A 17593-nucleotide genomic window follows, 5' to 3' on the forward strand; every position below is an offset into this window, starting at 1 on the left:
GAGAACAGGTAATATCAATATGTTAAACAAGGTATTGTTATCTTCAGCAGTCAAATCGATTGAGCAACAATGGGCACAGACATCAGGACAGTCGACCTACGTGTTGATGCAACGCGCTGGCGAGGCAGCTTTTCGATTGATTCGACAACAGTGGCCGGAATCCTCCCGATTTTGTGTGGTAGCCGGAACAGGTAATAATGGTGGTGACGGTTATATTCTGGCCATGTTGCTCAGGCAGGCTGGTTTTTCGGTAACGCTGATCAGTGCCGGTGAATCTCATCAGAGAGGGGATGCAGAGCGTGCCAAAGGTGAGTATTTGAGAAGTGGCGGAGTTACCGAGATGTTCTTTCCGGATGGATCACAACAGTATGATCTGATTGTTGATGCCTTGCTCGGTACGGGACTACATGGAGAGGTCAGGCCCAAATACATTCCATTCATTAACTTTATCAACAACAGCCAAAGCCCTGTTTTGTCGTTGGATGTACCAACCGGTATCGATGCAGATAAAGGCCATTTCAGTCAACATACTGTTCAGGCAACTGCAACGTTAAGCTTTATTGCCTATAAGCCCGGGCTGCTTAGTGGAAAGGCTAGAGCGTATTGCGGCGATCTGCATCTGGCTTCCCTGGATGTTGAGGTTTCATCCGTTCAAAGTACTTTGGAGTATCGTGAGGGGATCTGTCTGAGCCGGTATCGTCGTGATCCAGCAAGTCATAAAGGTCTTTTCGGGTGCGTAAATGTTGTCGGTGGAAGTCTTGGTATGGGAGGGGCTCTTATTCTGGCGGCAGAAGCCGCTGCCCATATGGGAACCGGTTGGGTAATGGCCGCAACGGATACTCAGCATTTGTCGGCGCTGTTAACCCGTAATCCCGCTATCATGGCTAGAGGCTGGGATGAAGATGACAACCTGATGGAAAAAACCACCGTTGTTGTTGCTGGCCCCGGCATGGGAAGGGGCGAGTTTGCGACCCATTACCTCGAAAGATTGCTGTCACAGGCTCAGCAGAAACGGTTGCCTGTCGTCTTGGATGCAGATGGCCTGTTCTGGCTGGCACACCAACCACGGAAATATGATTATTGGGTTTTGACTCCTCATGATGGTGAGGCTGCACGTTTGTTGGGGGTCAGTGTATCGGAAATCCAGGCTGACAGGGTTCGTTGGGCCACTGCGATTCAGAAAAAATACGGTGGTATCTGTGTGCTGAAAGGACTGGGTTCGATTACCTGTGACGGTCAAAGAAGTGTGTTCAATGGATCAGGTAATGCGGGGATGGCCAAGGCTGGGTCCGGCGATGTACTGGCCGGGATGATCGGTGGTTGGCTCGCCAGAACCGGACGATTTGATATTGATGTTGTCAGTGAAGCGGTGTGGATGCATGGCCGCAGTGGCGAGTTTGCCGCTCTTAGATTTTATCCGGAAAGTATGCAGGCTGGAGATCTCATTGCTGTATTACCGGAAGTCTGGCGCGATCAGTCTTCGGGCTGATCAGATATCACTATGCATGAGCGCTTCCCATAGCAGCCGCACTCCCAGACCGATCAGTAATACCCCAAAGATGCGGTCAAGCCAGATTGATGCACGTTTAAGACGATCCAGTAGCCGGGAATTTGAAAACAGACCAGCAACCAGAAGATACCATAGTGTATCGATAGCCGCTGCGGTGAGGGCATAAACCATTTTTTCCCCAAGCGGGCTGTTGGTGGAAATAAACTGGCTGAACAGGGCAATGAAGAACAATGCCACCTTAGGATTAAAAAAAGCGATGAGGAAACCGTTTCTGAATCCCTGATTGACTGATTCCGGAACCACGCGGTGGGCATCATCAGTCTGAGCGCTTTTGATGACTCCCAGGCTTTTAAGGCCCATCCATAGCAGAAACAGGGCACCGGCGATTTGCAAGGTATCAAACAGCAGCGTGGAAGTGGTAATGATGATGGCAAGACTACTCATTGATATGAGTGCGTAGATCCCGATTCCCATGCCATGGCCGATCGCCGTTTTTATGCCATTTTGGCGCCCTCCTGACAACGTGTTCTTTATCACCACGGCCAAGCTGGGTCCTGGAGACATTGCACCTAAAATGCAGATGGTGGCAACTGTCAACCAAGATGAAAGTGTCATTACAACGTTTTCTCCGGAAATGGGAACTGCATTGTGAAATATTTGCCGATGCTTTTAAAGTATCATCCAAGGAGGAGCTTGATTTACCCAGGATTCTGGTTAAATGGAGTGTAAAGAGAAAGAAGTGATGAAAATGATTTTATCGGTCTGATCAGCTTTCGTTATATTATCAAACTCTGATATCGATAGCTCACCGATGCCAACTAGCGGTGACTCCATGTAGAATCTTGGTTTGCCTCCCATAACTGCATATCACTCGGGTGTTACTGATTCAAACCAGAAAATTAAAAGGACAGACTTACTCATGTTGCGCTGGATACAGGAAAAATATGACGGCATTGTTTTGGACAACGCCATCTGGATATTGGTTTTGCTTGCTGTAGTGACAGCATTTATGGGTTATAGCGCCCGTAATTTTGAACTCGATGCATCACCGGATACATTGGTTCTGGAAGGCGATCCTGATTATCGTTATTTCCGCGAGATTTCTGAACGCTATGGCGCCAGCAGTTTCATGTTTATGACTTACACTCCCCAGGCGGCTCTATTTTCTCCTGAATCACTTAAAGAACTGACAAAACTGCGTGACGAATTACGAAAAATTGATGGGATTCAGTCAGTTGTAACCGTAATGGATGTACCGCTGTTGTCAAATCCGCCAGTGCCTCTGGATCAATTGGTATCGAATATCAAATCGTTGGAAGATCCGGAAACGAATATTGAAATGGCCAAGCAGGAGCTGGCTAACTCTCCCCTGTATGTTAACTTGCTACTCAATCTGGATTACAACACTACGGCACTGCAGATCAACTTTCCAGTGGACGAGGTGTTAAGTAATTTACAGGACACACGCCAAACATTGTTGGATAAAAAATCTGATTCTGAGCTAAGTAATGAAGATATCCGGCAGTTGAATCAGCTGAATATTCTAATCAAAGAACGCAACAAATTACTCTCGAAAAAGCTTGGCCAACAAATTGATCAGATCCGAGCCATTATGAAGAAATATAAGGACCATGCTGAACTGCATATCGGTGGGGTACCTTTGCTTGCGGATGATATCGTCAGCTACGTTCGATCTGATCTGATGGTCTTTGGTCTCGGCGTATTGGTTCTACTGATTATAACCCTGGGGATGATTTTTCGTCGTATTCATTGGGTGATCGTACCCATGGCGGCTTGTGCAGATGTTGTTGTCATTATGATGGGAATGCTGGGGTCCATGCACTGGCAGGTTACCGTCATTTCGTCGAATTTTATTTCGTTGCTACTAATTCTGACTTTGTCGATGACGATTCATTTGATTGTCCGCTATCGTGAGCTGTTAAAACGACACCCTGAATGGGAGCAGCGGGCTATCGTCAGTGCGACGGTTCGTCAGATTTTTATTCCCTGCCTGTATATGGCATTGACGACTGGTGTCGCATTTATCTCTTTGATTGTCAGTGGAATCAGGCCGGTCATTAATTTTGGCCTGATGATGACAGCCGGTATTCTGGTGGCATTCGTCGTGGCTTTTACGTTCCTGCCTGCAATGATGATGTTAGTTGGTAAAGATGAACGTGAAGCAAAAGATGCGAGCAATGTTCCGTTCAGTCAGTGGTTTGCCAACCTGACCATACGCCATGGCACTAAGGTGCTTGTAGTCAGTGTTTTTGTTGCGGGAATGACGGTAATTGGTATTTCCCGACTGGTCGTGGAAAATTCATTTATTGATTATTTTGCTGAGGACACGGAGGTTTATCAGGGCTTAAGTGTGATTGATCAGCGTTTGGGAGGCACCACACCGTTGGATGTGTTGATCGATTTCCCTGGTTCTGAGATCGTGCGACATAAACCGGCAACCGAGTCCGAAAAGAATAGCGGTGATAATGATGGATTTGTTGATGAAGATTTTTTTGGTTCAATGGATGACGTTTCAGACTTTGAATCGGATTTTGGTGGCGATAAAGACCCGGAAAAATACTGGTTTACTGCTGATAAAATTGCAGTTATCAAACAAGTGCATAGCTATCTCGATAGCAACCCTGACATTGGCAAAGTCTTGTCTCTGGCAACGATGATTGAAATTGCGGAATCATTTAACAACAATAAACCGTTGACGGATGTTCAGTTGGCCTTACTGTATTCCGTGATCCCTAAAGAGTTTAGAAAGCTTGTTATAGATCCTTATGTGTCTGTCGAGCATGGGCAGGCACGTTTTAGCCTGCGAGTGATTGACAGTAAAAAAGAGTTGAACCGAAATCAACTATTGAAGCAAATCAAGAAAGATATAAGTGAAAAACTGGGCATAGCTCCTGAACGGATACACCTTTCTGGTTTGATGGTGCTTTACAATAATATGTTGCAGAGCTTGTTCAGCAGTCAGATAAAAACTCTCGGACTGGTATTCGTGGCCATTATGTGCATGTTCCTTGTCTTGTTCCGTTCATTGAAACTATCGTTGATTGCCATGGCTCCAAATCTTCTGGCGGCGACTTTTGTGCTGGGAATTATGGGATGGGCATCGATCCCTCTAGACATTATGACCATTACCATTGCTTCGATAACGATTGGTATGGCTGTGGACAACACTATCCACTATATCGTCAGATTCAGAGAAGAATTTCAACTGGATCACAATTACATGGCCACCTTGAAACGCAGTCACTCAACAATTGGGCGAGCGATGTTCTATACCAGCCTGTCCATTATTATCGGTTTTTCCATTCTTGTGCTTTCAAGTTTCAGACCGACGATTTATTTCGGTTTTTTGACGGCACTGGCTATGTTCGTGGCTCTGGTGGGATCGTTGACTTTGCTTCCGCAGCTGTTGATTTTATTTAAGCCATTTAAGTCTGATGCAGTGAGGTCTGTTGACCATTAACTTGTTGGTAACACGGAATAGAGTGTGAGGCATTTTTGACTGATTTGTGGTGCTTAAATGGTCGACTCGAACAAATCGAGCCGGCCATTTATTGTTTTGATATCTTATGTGGATATCTTTCCAGTGGTGGCTGAAAATCTGGTTATTTGTTTGAACGACCATTTGCCAGTTCGAGGCGGCGATAAAAATCCTCCATGATGGCCTGATACATTTTATAGCCGAGGTGTTGGTCCTCAACGCCTTTATCAATACTTGGGTTGTCATTAACCTCAATAACCATGATCCGCTCTCCGGACTGCTTGATATCCACACCAAATAAACCATCGCCCATGCATTTGGCGGCTTTCACTGCGGCCTGAATGACTTTTTTGGGAACCTGATCTATGGCAAAGGCATCAGCAAGACCGGATTGATCATAGGGTTTACGGGCACCATGGTTATAGATTTGCCAATGACCTTTGGCCATAAAGTAACGACAGGCAAAAAACGCCTGCTCGTTTAGTACGCCGATTCGCCAGTCAAAGTCAGTGGGAACAAATTCCTGTATCAGGATAATCGCTGACGATTCCAACATTAGGGTCATTTTGGTTTGCAGCTCTTCAGCTGTTCTTGCTTTTTCAACGCCGATGGAAAATGCGCCATCCGGAATCTTCACAATCGCCGGCAAACCGATCTGCTCGATAATCTTGTCTACATCGGGTAAACGATGTTTCATTAATAACAGAGACTTGGGAGTGGGGACTTTGTTTCTGGTCAGAACTTCATGAAGGTATACTTTATTTGCGCACGTCAGGATCGCCGAAGGGGAATCAATGACCACCAGGTTATTTCTTTCTGCAATCTGGGCGCAGCGATAAGTATCATGTGTGACCGACGTAGTTTCGCGAATAAACAATGCATCGTACTGAGGAATTCGATCCGCATCCCGAGTAGTAATGAAATCAACATCCAGACCTGTCTCTTTGGCTGCTTTTTCAAAAAGTTTTAGAGCTCCCTGGTTGGATGGTGGCAGTTGTTCGTCGGGATTGACCAGAATTGCCAGATCATACTGATATTTACGGGAACTGCTTTTGCGCCATACCTTACGACTGAAAATATCCAGAGCATCGGCAAACAATGTTTGCTGGTGATCGTCCAGCTGATCTATTGAAATGATCGAGACATCTTCCAGTGACCAGATGTGTTTGCTTAGTCGTTTAAAGTGAGTTCTTAGGGCAGGAAAACGAAAGCGCTCAAACAAATGTCTGGTAAGTGCATTTAATTCTTTTATAGCACTCTTACCGAAAAATATTTCCAGTTCAAACTGATGATCGTTAGCATAATTTTCCAATAACTTTCCGTACTTTCGTTCCAGTACATTACCTTTCTCATAATTGTGAAATTCGGTGATGGAGCGTACCGATGGAAACGGCAGTTCACCACGAGCCTCCGCCAGTAGAGAACCGTAATATCCACTGCTCTGATAACTGAAGTCCCGGCACAGGTTAATGACATAACCAATACCCGGCATTGGTGCTGCAAGATAATCGTTGATTTCGGTAACGTGTCTGTCTTGATAAAATGGTGTCCAGTCAGACAATTGATCCACCAAGATCAGTAGTGATTTCATAAATATGCCTTTCAGTTAAAACAGATGAGCGTAATCCTGTTCCAGCTTTTCAAATGACAGGTTACCAATGAATTTACCGAAACTCAGCCATGCTGCCACACCTCTAAAGTCTGAAAAATGGGGTGGAATAAATGACGGAGTCATGATGGTCCCGTTATCCAGCAGTTCGGCGTAACTTTTAAAGTCATCAAGATTAATCTTTCCACACATTAGAATAGGTAATCGATCTATTTTGCCCAACTGTATTGCCACTCTGATCAGATTGTAGACCAGTACAAATCCCTTAATATAAGAGATATCTTTGGTGAACGGCAGACCTGTCGGAATGGAACCACGGAAAGCTCTGCTGGTAATGGTAAAGGCGTCCAGGCAGGGCATACCTTTGTCGGTAAAATAGCGATAAATCTCTATGAAATCAGCCCCATCAGTGGCCATTGTCGCGGCACGAATACGGCTGACCAGTTTACTCAGGCGTTCGGGGGTAGAATGCAGTGTGATAATTTCGGTTAATACTGCCAGACCTTCCTGGGTAACAGTTGCCGAAGGTGTTCCCTTGGCCAAAGCTTTTAAATACGGTTGGCTAAGACCGTTATAAGTTGTACCCAAATGAATCCAGCCTTCGTGTACTTCGAGAATTTCCAGCTCTCTCATAGAAAACATGGCATCTTTATTTATTTTGATAGTATCGCTTCCAGCTGCGGCGTCAGAAACGATGCCATCACTGATTACTACTTTAACCGGAATGCCTTTCATACTGGTGTTAAGTTTGTCTGCCAATATGACCACAGCTTCTTCTGCAGTGAGTTTTTTTTCGTCCTGTGGCAAAAAGTCATGACGCATGCCCTCCAGTACTTTTTCCAGCATGATACCCAGTTCTGCCAGCGATGGTTCGCCCGGGTGGAAGATATCATGAGCACCACCGTACAGCTCTGTCGATAAGGCATGAAAAGCGGGAGTTCCACGTGCTTCGATCATCCTCAGAACAACCCTGAACTCCCGACACATTTTAATGAGCAGCGCACCGGCTGGATTTAGTTGTCCGAGCTTTTTGGATATTTCAGTTTCCAAGGCAAAAAAATCATGCTGCAGTTGTTGGGGGTTATAACCTAGATTTTTGCTTAAATAGGTATCTTGGTTGACCTCTGGCAGCATCTTGCCTTCATGCTTTAGAAACTCGTGCCGGATATTAGCTGGCCAATTGATAGAGTCGAGAATACGAATCGGGTTCTGCAATGAATTGAGTTTTTCAGACAGTTCTTTAACGATCTGATTGAAATCAGTCAGTACGTTCATTGTGTGCTCTATGGCAGCAGTCAGTTTGGAAATTATCGACCATTTTTAAAAAAAGGAAATAATTATTACTGAACTGGAGCAAATGCCAGGCTTATAATTTATCGGCTGATATTTCTGTTTTGGAATTCATATGGATGCTATCCGTGCCGCTGACGGCAGCGACATTACCGGTCTGGTCAGGCTGGAAAACATGGTGTTTGACAGTGATCGTCTGAATGCCAGGCGATTTCGCTATTTTCTCCACAATGATAAGAGTGAATTATGGGTGATGGGCAAGCCGGTGAGCGCATATGCGTTAGTGATGTTTCATCGCGGCACGGGCCTGGCGCGACTGTATTCCATTGCGGTTCATCCAGATAACCGGGGCCAGGGAATTGCTTCGCTTCTGCTGGAACATATTGAGCAGAGAGTGCTTGCCCGAACCAGTCTGGTATTGAGGCTTGAAGTGAAGGTTGATAATGAAGCAGCCATTCGTCTGTATCAAAAACGTGGCTATAAGAAAGTCGCTGATTTGAGCCATTACTACGAAGATGGCACCGATGGTTTGAAAATGGAGAAGCGGCTTCAACCGATTGTCAAAGTGCCGGAAAACGTTTGTTATTACCCTCAAAGTACCCCCTTTACCTGTGGGCCAGCTTCTCTTCTGATGGCCATGCACAGCCTGAAACCCACAGTAACTATCAGTGCTATTGAAGAGTTAAACATATGGCGGGAGTCAACGACGGTGTACCTGACCACCGGTCATGGCGGCACCTCTCCGCAGGGACTGGCATTGGCTGCGAAAATTCGTGGCTTTGATGTGGAGTTATGGCTTTCATCAACGGAAGTGCCATTTTTAAATTCCGTGCGGGATGCGCACAAAAGACAGGTGATTACTCTGGTGGCAGAGGACTTTGATCGCCGATGTCAGCAACAGGGAATCATTCCACAACCCTTTCCGGCCAGCCTCGATAAAATTGAAGAAACATTACGTGATGGGGGGCGAATATTGTTGTTGATCAGCACTTACCGTTTGAATCGCAATAAGGCTCCTCACTGGATCTGGCTAGTTGCCATGAACGATGAATATGCTTTTGTGAATGATCCGGATATTGATGACGATCAGGACAGCTTCGATAATTCTTTTGTGCCAATCTCCAGGCTTAACCTGAATAAAATGATGCAGTATGGAAAAAATCAACTGAAAGCTGCTGTGATTCTCAGGTCGGCAATTGGAAGTTGATTGATTATAGAGAAGAGGCCCGAACCATATCGTTCGGGCCGGTAGGTACTGTTATTCGAGGGCGAACTGGTCGGCCTGGATCGCAGTCAGGGCGATGGTGTAGACAATGTCCTCAACCAAAGCACCTCGGCTAAGATCGTTCACCGGTTTTTTTAATCCCTGCAGCATGGGGCCAATACTGACAACATTGGCGCTTCGTTGTACCGCTTTATATGTTGTGTTGCCGGTATTCAGATCCGGGAATACAAATACCGTGGCTTTTCCGGCGACCGGGCTGTTTGGTGCTTTGGATTTTGCCACACTGGAGATTGCGGCAGCATCGTACTGAAGTGGTCCGTCGATAATCAGGTCAGGTCGTTTTTCTTTGGCAAGACGAGTTGCTTCACGCACTTTTTCGACATCGGTACCGGAACCTGATCCACCCGTGGAGTAACTGATCATCGCGATACGCGGCTCGATACCAAATGCCTTCGCGGAATCTCCGGACTGAATTGCAATGTCCGCCAGTTGTTCTGCCGTAGGATCAGGATTGACCGCACAATCGCCGTAGACCAATACCTGATCAGGCAGCAACATGAAAAAGATCGAGGAGACCAGCGCGGCATCAGGTTTGGTTTTGATCAGCTGAAGGGCCGGACGAATGGTATTCGCAGTGGTATGAACCGCACCGCTGACCAGGCCATCGACTTTATTCTGCGCCAGCATCATCGTACCTAATACCACGGCATCTTCCAGCAGGCTTTCAGCCATCGCTTCAGTCATCCCTTTGGCCTTACGCAGTTCTACCAGTGGTGCAACGTAATGACTGCGGATACTCTCCGGATCGATGATTTCCACGCCATCGGGGATTTCGTATCCCTGACTGCCGGCAAGACGTTGTATTTCCTGTTCCCGGCCAAGTAGCACGCATTTGGCAATTCCCTTACTGGCAGAAATACAGGCTGCCTGGATCGTTCTTGGTTCTTCACCTTCAGGCAGGACGATACGCTTGTGCGCATGATTGGCACGTTTTACCAGCAAATGACGGAAAGCAGGTGGCGACAGCCGTACTTCATGAGGCAGCTTCCCACGTTCAGCCAGCCATTCCGTTTCCAGCGATTGGGCCACAGCATCCATCACGGCTTCCATCCGCGTGACGTCGTCTGCCGGTACTTCTGTACTCATTTCATTAAGCAGTTGGGCTGTGACAAATGTATTGGTACTGGTCAGCATGATTGGCAGGCCGGTATTGATCGCACTTTGGCACAGATCAAAAATACGGCTGTCGGGTACCAAGTCGCCAGTAAACAGAACCCCGGCCAGCGGCACCCCATTCAGTACGGACAGCGACGAAGCGATAAAAATATCCTCACGATCACCAGGGGTGACCAGCAGAGTTCCGGCCTTTAAGGTGTGTATCATATTTGGCACGGTGCGCGCTGCCAGAGTAATCGAGTTCACGCGGCGTTCGCGATAGTTACCTTCAGAAATGATTTTGGCACCAAGGTGGCTGGCGATGTCATAAGTTCTGGGGGCAACCAGAATCGGATTCCAGTGAATGATGCCCAGGCAACGAAATGTTGGATTATCAAATACTGGTAATTTCCGTTTTACGTCATCCAGTGTGTATTCCCGAACCTCGATGTTTTCTTCTTCATCCCGGGCCTGTACCTGCTGATGATCCAGTGGTGGTGCACCGACTTTGTTAAGAATACAACCAAGCAGTTTTGGGTTGGTCAGGCCGCCAAACAAACTGGCGGTCATTTTGATCCGGTCATTCAGTTGGGCTGACGAATATTGGTTTTTAGCTGCCACCAGAATAATGTCACTGTTAAGTGTTTTGGCAATGACGGAATTTAGCCGGGCAATATAGTCTTCATTGACCAGGGGAACCAATCCTTCTACAACCACTACATCAGCGTCCTGGGATGACTGTTGATAGATACTGATGATTTCTTCCATCAGTTGGTCTTCATGACCCAATGCCATTTGTTGTTGGGCATAAGTGAGACCTAAAGGGGTTGCAGGTTGCAGCCCCACTGTTTCCCGGATTAAATGGGTGGAGCGTTCCGGACCGATATCCTTACCAAATACCTGGGCAATCGGTTTACAAAAGGCAACCCTGACACCTAAGCGATCAAGGGCGCGAACCAAGCCCAGACAGACTGAAGTCAGACCTGTACCAGATGTCGTGGGCGCGATAAAAAAACTATGCACTTAACGTTTCTCCAACTTCTATTTGGTTAATCTCAGACAATCCATGGCAATCATCAGCTCTTCATTAGTTTGAATGATGATTGCGGGAGTGCTGTTTGCTTTGGTGATCAGGCCGTTACTCTGTTTGCCGTTTGCCTGGTTGTATTCCGGCTCTATTTCAAATCCCAGAATGGCCAGGTTGTTCAAGGCCTGAGCCCGTACCGGTTCAGAGTTTTCGCCGATACCACCTGTAAAAATGAGCGCGTCCAGCCGGGTCAGTGATGCTGAAAGGCCGGCAATTTGCCGCGCCAGACGAAAACAAAAAACATCAATGGCGAGGCCTGCCTGCTGGTTACCGTTGTCTCGTGCCTCTACCAGAGTGCGCATGTCGTTACTCAGTTCAGATAGCCCCAATAGTCCGGATTCTTTATTTAACATATTGGTTATCTGTTCGATGGACCAAGACATTTTCTTGGCCAGGAACTGATGCAGGCTTGGATCAACGTCGCCGGAACGAGTTCCCATCATCAAGCCTTCGAGTGGCGTTAGTCCCATGGTTGTATCAACGCAGTGTCCGTTAATAACTGCCGCCGCACTGCATCCATTTCCCAGGTGTGCACTGATAACCTGATGATCATTGGGATCCAGGCCTAACTGCTGAACAGCTTCGTTAACCACATAGCGGTGGCTGGTACCATGTGCACCATAACGACGAATGCTGTGATCTTTATAGAGATTGTAGGGAATAGGATAAAGGTAAGCTTTTGGTTCGAGCGTCTGATGGAAGGCGGTGTCAAAAACCATTACCTGTGGCAGGGCGGGGAACAAGGTGCTGATAACCTTGATTCCAAGGACAGCAGCTGGATTATGCAGCGGCGCGAAATCGTTATACTGTTCCAGCTTGCTCAGGTTTTCCGGGGTTACGACGATGGAGTCTGAAAAGGCCTCACCACCGTTTACAACCCGGTGTCCAACTACAGCGACATCCTCGAAGCTCAAGCCGAAATCTGCCAGGGAATTACATAAAGTACTGATGGCCGTTTCATGATCGGCTGAGGGAATCTGTTTTGTTGTTTTGTTGTTCTGAGTTTTAAAGGTAATTTCGGCATCTACCTGCCCAAGTCTTTCGGCAATACCGGAAAGCAATAAATCATGAGATTCGGCGTTGAATATTGAAAACTTAAAAGATGAGCTACCGCTGTTGAATACCAATACCTGTTGGCTCATTAATGTATTCCTTAGTTTTGATACAGAAGACAGCCGCCTAGGCGACTGATGGATTATGTAGAGCTTCTGGTGTGAAAAATTTTCCAGAGTGATCCACTGATGAATATACAATCAGTATAGTATAGGTATGGGAAGCAATCTCAATAGTGACATAAGGCAAACGATGACCAGACTGACAGCCATATTTTTATTTTTGACAGCCTGTTGTACCGGAGCCTGGACTCAGGCTGTGTCGTATTCTGGCTATATGATTCAGGGTGGACATATATACGGTCATACTGATCCAGGAGCAGTTGTCCGCTTTGATGAACGGAATATCCCGGTGAATGCACGCGGCCACTACTTTATTGGGTTTGGGCGGGATGAAATGCTGCAACACACATTGGCCATTACATCGCCCGATGGAAGAACGGAAAATTCCAACATCACCCTGGAGCCGGGGACATTCAATATACAACGATTGACCGGCATTGCTCCGAATATGGTGAACCCTCCCGAAGCAGTGAAGGCGCGTATTGCCCGGGAGATCGAAGAGGTCTTTCTGGCCCGGTCAGAGTATCGAGAAGACGATGCTTTTCTGCAGCCATTTATATGGCCGCTGTTTGGACCGATTACTGGTGTTTATGGCAGCCAGCGGTTTTACAACGGTGAACCTAAAAATCCTCATTTTGGTGTGGATGTCGCCCGTCCGACAGGAACACCTGTGTATGCACCAGCCAACGGTATGGTTGTCCTGGCTGAGCCGGATTTATATTTCAGCGGTGGTACGGTCATTATTGATCATGGTTTTCGACTGAGTTCCACATTGATGCACCTCAGTGAAGTTTCTGTGCAAAAGGGGCAGCAGATTGTTCAGGGGCAGATGATAGGTCGTGTTGGTGCGACAGGCAGAGTGACAGGGCCTCATTTAGATTGGCGCATGAACTGGCAGGATGTCCGTATCGATCCGGCCTATCTGGTTCCGGATATGAAAGATATTTGCGATGTGCAAAATTTTCAGAGCCGCAAACAGAATGTGATTCTGATTCATGGTCTGGGGCGAACCAGCCGTTCCATGCAGTCGATGCAGCGCTTTTTACAAGACCAGGGTTACAATGTCTGCCGTATCGATTACCCCTCCCAAGAATACCCTGTTGAAACCCTGGCTTCTTATCTGAGTAACTCGATTGCACGTATAGAGCGCCACAACTCACAGCCCATTCATCTGGTGACCCATAGTCTTGGCGGTATTCTGGCCCGTTATAGCTTGCAATATATGTCCCTGCCGGCGAACAGCCGTATTGTGATGCTGAGTCCACCGAATCATGGCAGTGAAATCATTGATCGCTTTCAGAAGTGGAAGCTGTTCAGTCGGATTATGGGGCCTGCGGCATTGCAGCTGTCGACCGCTACGGACAGCCTTCCAAATATGATTCCGGGAATAAAAGCGGAGTTTGGCATTATTACGGGTTCTGATAGTTCGGACCCTTGGTTCAATTGGTTGTTTGATGAGACTACGGATGGAAAGGTGACGGTAACCTCGGCGCGACTGGCAGGTATGAAAGACTTCCTGGTTTTGCCAGTTGGGCACACCATGATCATGAATAACCAGCGGGTTCAAAAAGAGACACTATTCTTTTTGCGTCACGGACGTTTTATGCCGGATTAATGACGGGTAGGCTTACGAATTATTGTTTTGCCCAAAAAAGGGGCTTTTAGTTCTATTTTTGTGCACAAATAATCGGTGGTATAAGTTAATCAGTTAGCTATATTTGCCTAAGCTCTTGTTTTCCTGAAGTAAAAAAGGAATAGTTGCTGTGACTCCGAATACTTTGTGTTCGACCAATATGTAGCTTTTGAGTCTGTAGTGTGTACAGATAAAAGCTAAAAAGCACTTAACAATAACAATAATAGTAATGCTGACAAGCTGAACATAATGTCTGAAAGACTTATCAAGTAACGTTCCTTAATTTGGTTTTTGACGCCCAGATTACAACTTCGGAGCGATGCTTGCAGGTATGTTACTTTCAATGATCAGCAGAGTAGGCTGTATTCAGATTTTCACCCAAATTATGAGAGGCAGAATATGAAATTAAATGCTCGTAAGTCGCTGTTATCGCTCACAATTGTCGGGACACTATGCAGTGTGTCCATGGCGTCCTTTTCGGAAGTAAAAGTTGGATTCCTTGGGGCATTTACCGGACCGATTGAAAGTTTGACACCACCGATTCTGAGCGGTGCCCAACTGGCCATGAGTCATATTAATTCTCAAGGATCGCTGCTGGATGGTCAGGTCATGGTCATGCCGACAGCTGATACTACCTGTGTTGATGCATCTGCGGCTTCGAACGCCGGTGATCGTCTGGTGAATTCTGAAAAAGTGGTGGCTGTTGTTGGTGGATTATGTTCTGGAGCAACCATTGCAGCTGCTAACAATGCTGGTATTCCAGGTAATGTTCTAATGGTGTCACCGGCCTCCACGTCTCCGGCGTTGACAGATTTGAAAGACAACGACCTGGTCTTCAGGACTGCTCCATCTGATGCATATCAGGGGGAAGTGATGGCCCGGTTGCTGAAGTCGAAAGGTATTGATGAAGTTGCCATTACTTATGTGAACAACGATTACGGCAAAGGGTTCGCAGATGCACTTGCCAAGGCATTTGAAAAACTCGGTGGTAGCGTGGCTGCTAAAGAAGCCCACGAAGACGGCAAGGCTGATTATCGCGCTGAACTAGGTTCCTTAGCCTCAACTGGTGCTCAGAATCTGGTAGTTCTGGCATATGCCGATGGTTCCGGGCAAACCATTTTGCGTCAGGCTATTGAAAGTGGTGATTTTAGCTTGTTTGTCGGGGGTGATGGGATGGTTGGTAACGCTCTCATTTCTGCACTGGGAGCCGATGCTTTGAAAGGTATGATAGCCACCAAGCCAGGTACTCCCGATGCGCCGGGAACAGCTGCATTTTCTAAACTGGCCTCCACTGTCGTGGGGTTCGATCCTAAAGCTGTTTTCGCGGCCCAGGCTTATGATGCAGCGTTTTTAATCGGTCTGGCGATTGAGGAAAAAGGTTCTGCTGATCGGGAAGGTATGTCTGAAGCGCTGCGCAAAGTGGCAACCGCACCTGGTGAAATCATTCTGCCTGGCGAATGGGCCAAAGCTAAAAAGCTGCTTGATGAAGGTAAAGATATTAACTATCAGGGAGCGGCCGGAAATCATGAATTTGATGCCAATGGCGATGTTCCAGGTGTGATCGTAGAAATGGGTATCAAGAATGGTAAGTTCGTTGAACTGGGTCAGCTTAAATAGTTGTTTTCATGACAACTTTTAATCGCGGTGTTTACCGGAAATGATTCATAGCCTGCCTGGGATCAATTGTTATGTACCTGAATATTTTGGTACAGAGTCACCCGGGCAGTTTATGGCGTCATCGCTTTTCAAGTGACCCAAGTATGGTGTTTGGGAGGTACCCGGTAGAAACAGTATAGATAAACACTCATATCTATCGAACATAATCATCAGCTGTGTGAATGGTTATCTCATGCTGCTGAAGTCATTCAGGTTTCTCAGGTTGTATTTTGTTATGTGGTTAGCTAATTGTGCCGAATGGAGGATGGATGGAATCCGTTATTGAAGTAAATAATGTCTCCAAATCATTCGGCAAACTCAATGTTATCAACCAGTGCAGCATTCAAGTTGAAAAAGGCAGCATTACTGGATTGATCGGTCCGAATGGTGCGGGTAAATCCACACTTTTCAATATAATTGCTGGTGTTTTTCCGCCTGACTCGGGGCAAATTGTATTTGATGGTGAGGATGTCACCGGGTTGCCATCGAATCAGTTGTTTAATCGTGGGTTGTTGCGGACATTCCAGATTGCTCATGAGTTTTCTCATATGACGGCGCTGGAAAATTTGATGATGGTGCCTTCTGGTCAATTGGGTGAGAACTTGTTGAATACTTGGTTTAAACCCTCTCTTGTGCGCATGCAGGAGCAGGAAGTACGACAAAAAGCACTGGATGTAATCGATTTTCTAAAGCTGGGGCATGTCAAGAACGAACTGGCAGGTAATCTGTCTGGTGGGCAGAAAAAGTTGCTTGAGTTAGGGCGAACCATGATGGTTGATGCTCATGTTGTGCTCTTGGATGAAATCGCCGCTGGTGTGAACAGGACTCTGTTGAAAGACCTCAATGACAATATTCTGCGTTTAAATCGGGAGCTGGGTTACACCTTTTTGGTGATTGAACATGACATGGATATGATCGCGAAATTGTGTAATCCAGTCATTGTATTGGCCCAGGGTAGTGTCATGGTCGAGGGTACTATTGAAGAGATTCAAAGTAATCCGGAGGTCATCGATGCGTATTTTGGTACAGATGTGAGTTGAGGCAGCATGGCAGTTTTAGAAGTAAAGAATATCCATGGTGGATATGGTGGGATGAATATCCTCAATGGTGTCGATATCTCCATAGAGCAAGAACAGATTGGCGTCATCGTAGGGCCCAATGGTGCTGGAAAATCCACTTGCCTCAAGGCTATTTTCGGTCTGTTGAATGTGACTGAAGGGACAATCAGACTTCGGGGAGAAGAAATCAGGAATGCGGCGCCAGAAGAGCTCGTTCGCAAAGGAATGGCGTTTGTGCCTCAAGAAAAAAATGTCTTTGTCAGTCTGACTGTTGAAGAAAATCTGCAAATGGGCGCTTTTTCCAGAAAGGATGATTTTCGTCATATGCTGGAACGGGTGTACGAATTTTTCCCTCCTCTCAAAGAGAAACGTCATCAGCCGGCAGGTGAGTTGTCTGGTGGGCAGCGACAAATGGTGGCTATGGGGAGAGCCTTGATGATTGAACCCAGCGTGCTGTTGCTGGATGAACCGACAGCAGGCCTTTCACCTTTGTTTATGAATGAGATTTTTGATCGCATTATCACTATCAATAAAGCCGGCGTTGGCATTTTAATGGTCGAACAGCATGCCAGACAGGCTTTGAAGATAGCTCATAAAGGCTTCGTGCTGGCAGGCGGAATAAATCGTTTTACGGACACAGGCCATAACCTGATTCATGACCCTGAAGTGGCTAAGAGTTTTCTGGGCGGTTAATCT

The 17593-nt window shown here is 46.6% G+C and carries 12 protein-coding genes; 7 read left to right on the top strand and 5 right to left on the bottom strand.

Going from position 1 to position 17593, the window contains the following annotated elements:
- Positions 1–19: 19 nt before the first annotated feature.
- Positions 20–1489, top strand: coding sequence for an NAD(P)H-hydrate dehydratase (locus tag ACQY6I_RS02580; RefSeq protein ID WP_428239899.1), 1470 nt, complete (start codon positions 20–22; stop codon positions 1487–1489).
- Here ACQY6I_RS02580 and ACQY6I_RS02585 read toward each other — a convergent pair whose 3' ends face one another.
- Entirely contained in the window at positions 1490–2125 is a 636-nt protein-coding gene (locus ACQY6I_RS02585; RefSeq protein WP_428239900.1) for a LysE family translocator, read from the bottom strand.
- A 304-nt stretch (positions 2126–2429) separates the two neighbouring features.
- On the opposite strand from ACQY6I_RS02585, the gene ACQY6I_RS02590 reads away from it, so the two are divergent.
- Positions 2430–4991 (top strand): efflux RND transporter permease subunit, encoded by a 2562-nt coding sequence (locus tag ACQY6I_RS02590; RefSeq protein WP_428239901.1) that lies wholly within the window; start codon positions 2430–2432, stop codon positions 4989–4991.
- 142 nt (positions 4992–5133) lie between these two features.
- Here the strand turns inward: ACQY6I_RS02590 and ACQY6I_RS02595 are convergent, their stop codons facing one another.
- Positions 5134–6600, bottom strand: a complete 1467-nt coding sequence (locus tag ACQY6I_RS02595; RefSeq protein ID WP_428239902.1) for a RimK family protein — start codon at positions 6598–6600, stop codon at positions 5134–5136.
- A 15-nt stretch (positions 6601–6615) separates the two neighbouring features.
- Positions 6616–7893 (bottom strand): flavohemoglobin expression-modulating QEGLA motif protein, encoded by a 1278-nt coding sequence (locus ACQY6I_RS02600; protein ID WP_428239903.1) that lies wholly within the window; start codon positions 7891–7893, stop codon positions 6616–6618.
- 130 nt (positions 7894–8023) lie between these two features.
- On the opposite strand from ACQY6I_RS02600, the gene ACQY6I_RS02605 reads away from it, so the two are divergent.
- Positions 8024–9115 carry a GNAT family N-acetyltransferase/peptidase C39 family protein gene (locus ACQY6I_RS02605; RefSeq protein WP_428239904.1) on the top strand — a complete coding sequence of 364 codons (1092 nt, stop codon included), beginning with the start codon at positions 8024–8026 and terminating at the stop codon, positions 9113–9115.
- Between the two features lie 51 nt (positions 9116–9166).
- On the opposite strand, the gene pta is transcribed toward ACQY6I_RS02605, so the two are convergent.
- Positions 9167–11311: a phosphate acetyltransferase gene (gene pta, locus ACQY6I_RS02610; RefSeq protein ID WP_428239905.1), complete on the bottom strand. Its 2145-nt coding sequence runs from the start codon at positions 11309–11311 to the stop codon at positions 9167–9169.
- An 18-nt stretch (positions 11312–11329) separates the two neighbouring features.
- On the bottom strand, positions 11330–12517 hold the full coding sequence (locus ACQY6I_RS02615; protein ID WP_428239906.1) for an acetate/propionate family kinase: 1188 nt from the start codon (positions 12515–12517) through the stop codon (positions 11330–11332).
- 163 nt (positions 12518–12680) lie between these two features.
- Here ACQY6I_RS02615 and ACQY6I_RS02620 point away from each other — a divergent pair, with 163 nt between their 5' ends.
- The 4 genes from ACQY6I_RS02620 (at position 12681) to ACQY6I_RS02635 (ending at position 17590) form a co-directional block, all read left to right on the top strand.
- Entirely contained in the window at positions 12681–14165 is a 1485-nt protein-coding gene (locus ACQY6I_RS02620; RefSeq protein WP_428239907.1) for an alpha/beta fold hydrolase, read from the top strand.
- Positions 14166–14582: 417 nt separating this feature from the next.
- Positions 14583–15800, top strand: coding sequence for an ABC transporter substrate-binding protein (locus tag ACQY6I_RS02625; RefSeq protein ID WP_428239908.1), 1218 nt, complete (start codon positions 14583–14585; stop codon positions 15798–15800).
- 308 nt (positions 15801–16108) lie between these two features.
- Positions 16109–16879 (top strand): ABC transporter ATP-binding protein, encoded by a 771-nt coding sequence (locus ACQY6I_RS02630; RefSeq protein WP_428239909.1) that lies wholly within the window; start codon positions 16109–16111, stop codon positions 16877–16879.
- A gap of 6 nt (positions 16880–16885) precedes the next feature.
- Complete coding sequence (locus ACQY6I_RS02635) at positions 16886–17590, top strand: ABC transporter ATP-binding protein (RefSeq protein WP_428239910.1); 705 nt, start codon at positions 16886–16888, stop codon at positions 17588–17590.
- Positions 17591–17593 lie beyond the last annotated feature (3 nt).

Origin of the sequence: Gynuella sp., from assembly GCF_050297175.1 — a bacterium.
GTDB lineage: Bacteria > Pseudomonadota > Gammaproteobacteria > Pseudomonadales > Natronospirillaceae > Gynuella.

What these genes read in the sequence shown, in the direction of transcription:
- ACQY6I_RS02585 (WP_428239900.1), bottom strand. Translation starts at nt 2,125, where the DNA reads ATGACACTTTCATCTTGGTTGACAGTTGCCACCATCTGCATTTTAGGT.
- ACQY6I_RS02600 (WP_428239903.1), bottom strand. Translation starts at nt 7,893, where the DNA reads ATGAACGTACTGACTGATTTCAATCAGATCGTTAAAGAACTGTCTGAA.
- ACQY6I_RS02605 (WP_428239904.1), top strand. Translation starts at nt 8,024, where the DNA reads ATGGATGCTATCCGTGCCGCTGACGGCAGCGACATTACCGGTCTGGTC.
- ACQY6I_RS02635 (WP_428239910.1), top strand. Translation starts at nt 16,886, where the DNA reads ATGGCAGTTTTAGAAGTAAAGAATATCCATGGTGGATATGGTGGGATG.
- ACQY6I_RS02630 (WP_428239909.1), top strand. Translation starts at nt 16,109, where the DNA reads ATGGAATCCGTTATTGAAGTAAATAATGTCTCCAAATCATTCGGCAAA.
- ACQY6I_RS02615 (WP_428239906.1), bottom strand. Translation starts at nt 12,517, where the DNA reads ATGAGCCAACAGGTATTGGTATTCAACAGCGGTAGCTCATCTTTTAAG.
- ACQY6I_RS02625 (WP_428239908.1), top strand. Translation starts at nt 14,583, where the DNA reads ATGAAATTAAATGCTCGTAAGTCGCTGTTATCGCTCACAATTGTCGGG.
- ACQY6I_RS02620 (WP_428239907.1), top strand. Translation starts at nt 12,681, where the DNA reads ATGACCAGACTGACAGCCATATTTTTATTTTTGACAGCCTGTTGTACC.
- ACQY6I_RS02590 (WP_428239901.1), top strand. Translation starts at nt 2,430, where the DNA reads ATGTTGCGCTGGATACAGGAAAAATATGACGGCATTGTTTTGGACAAC.
- ACQY6I_RS02595 (WP_428239902.1), bottom strand. Translation starts at nt 6,600, where the DNA reads ATGAAATCACTACTGATCTTGGTGGATCAATTGTCTGACTGGACACCA.
- ACQY6I_RS02580 (WP_428239899.1), top strand. Translation starts at nt 20, where the DNA reads ATGTTAAACAAGGTATTGTTATCTTCAGCAGTCAAATCGATTGAGCAA.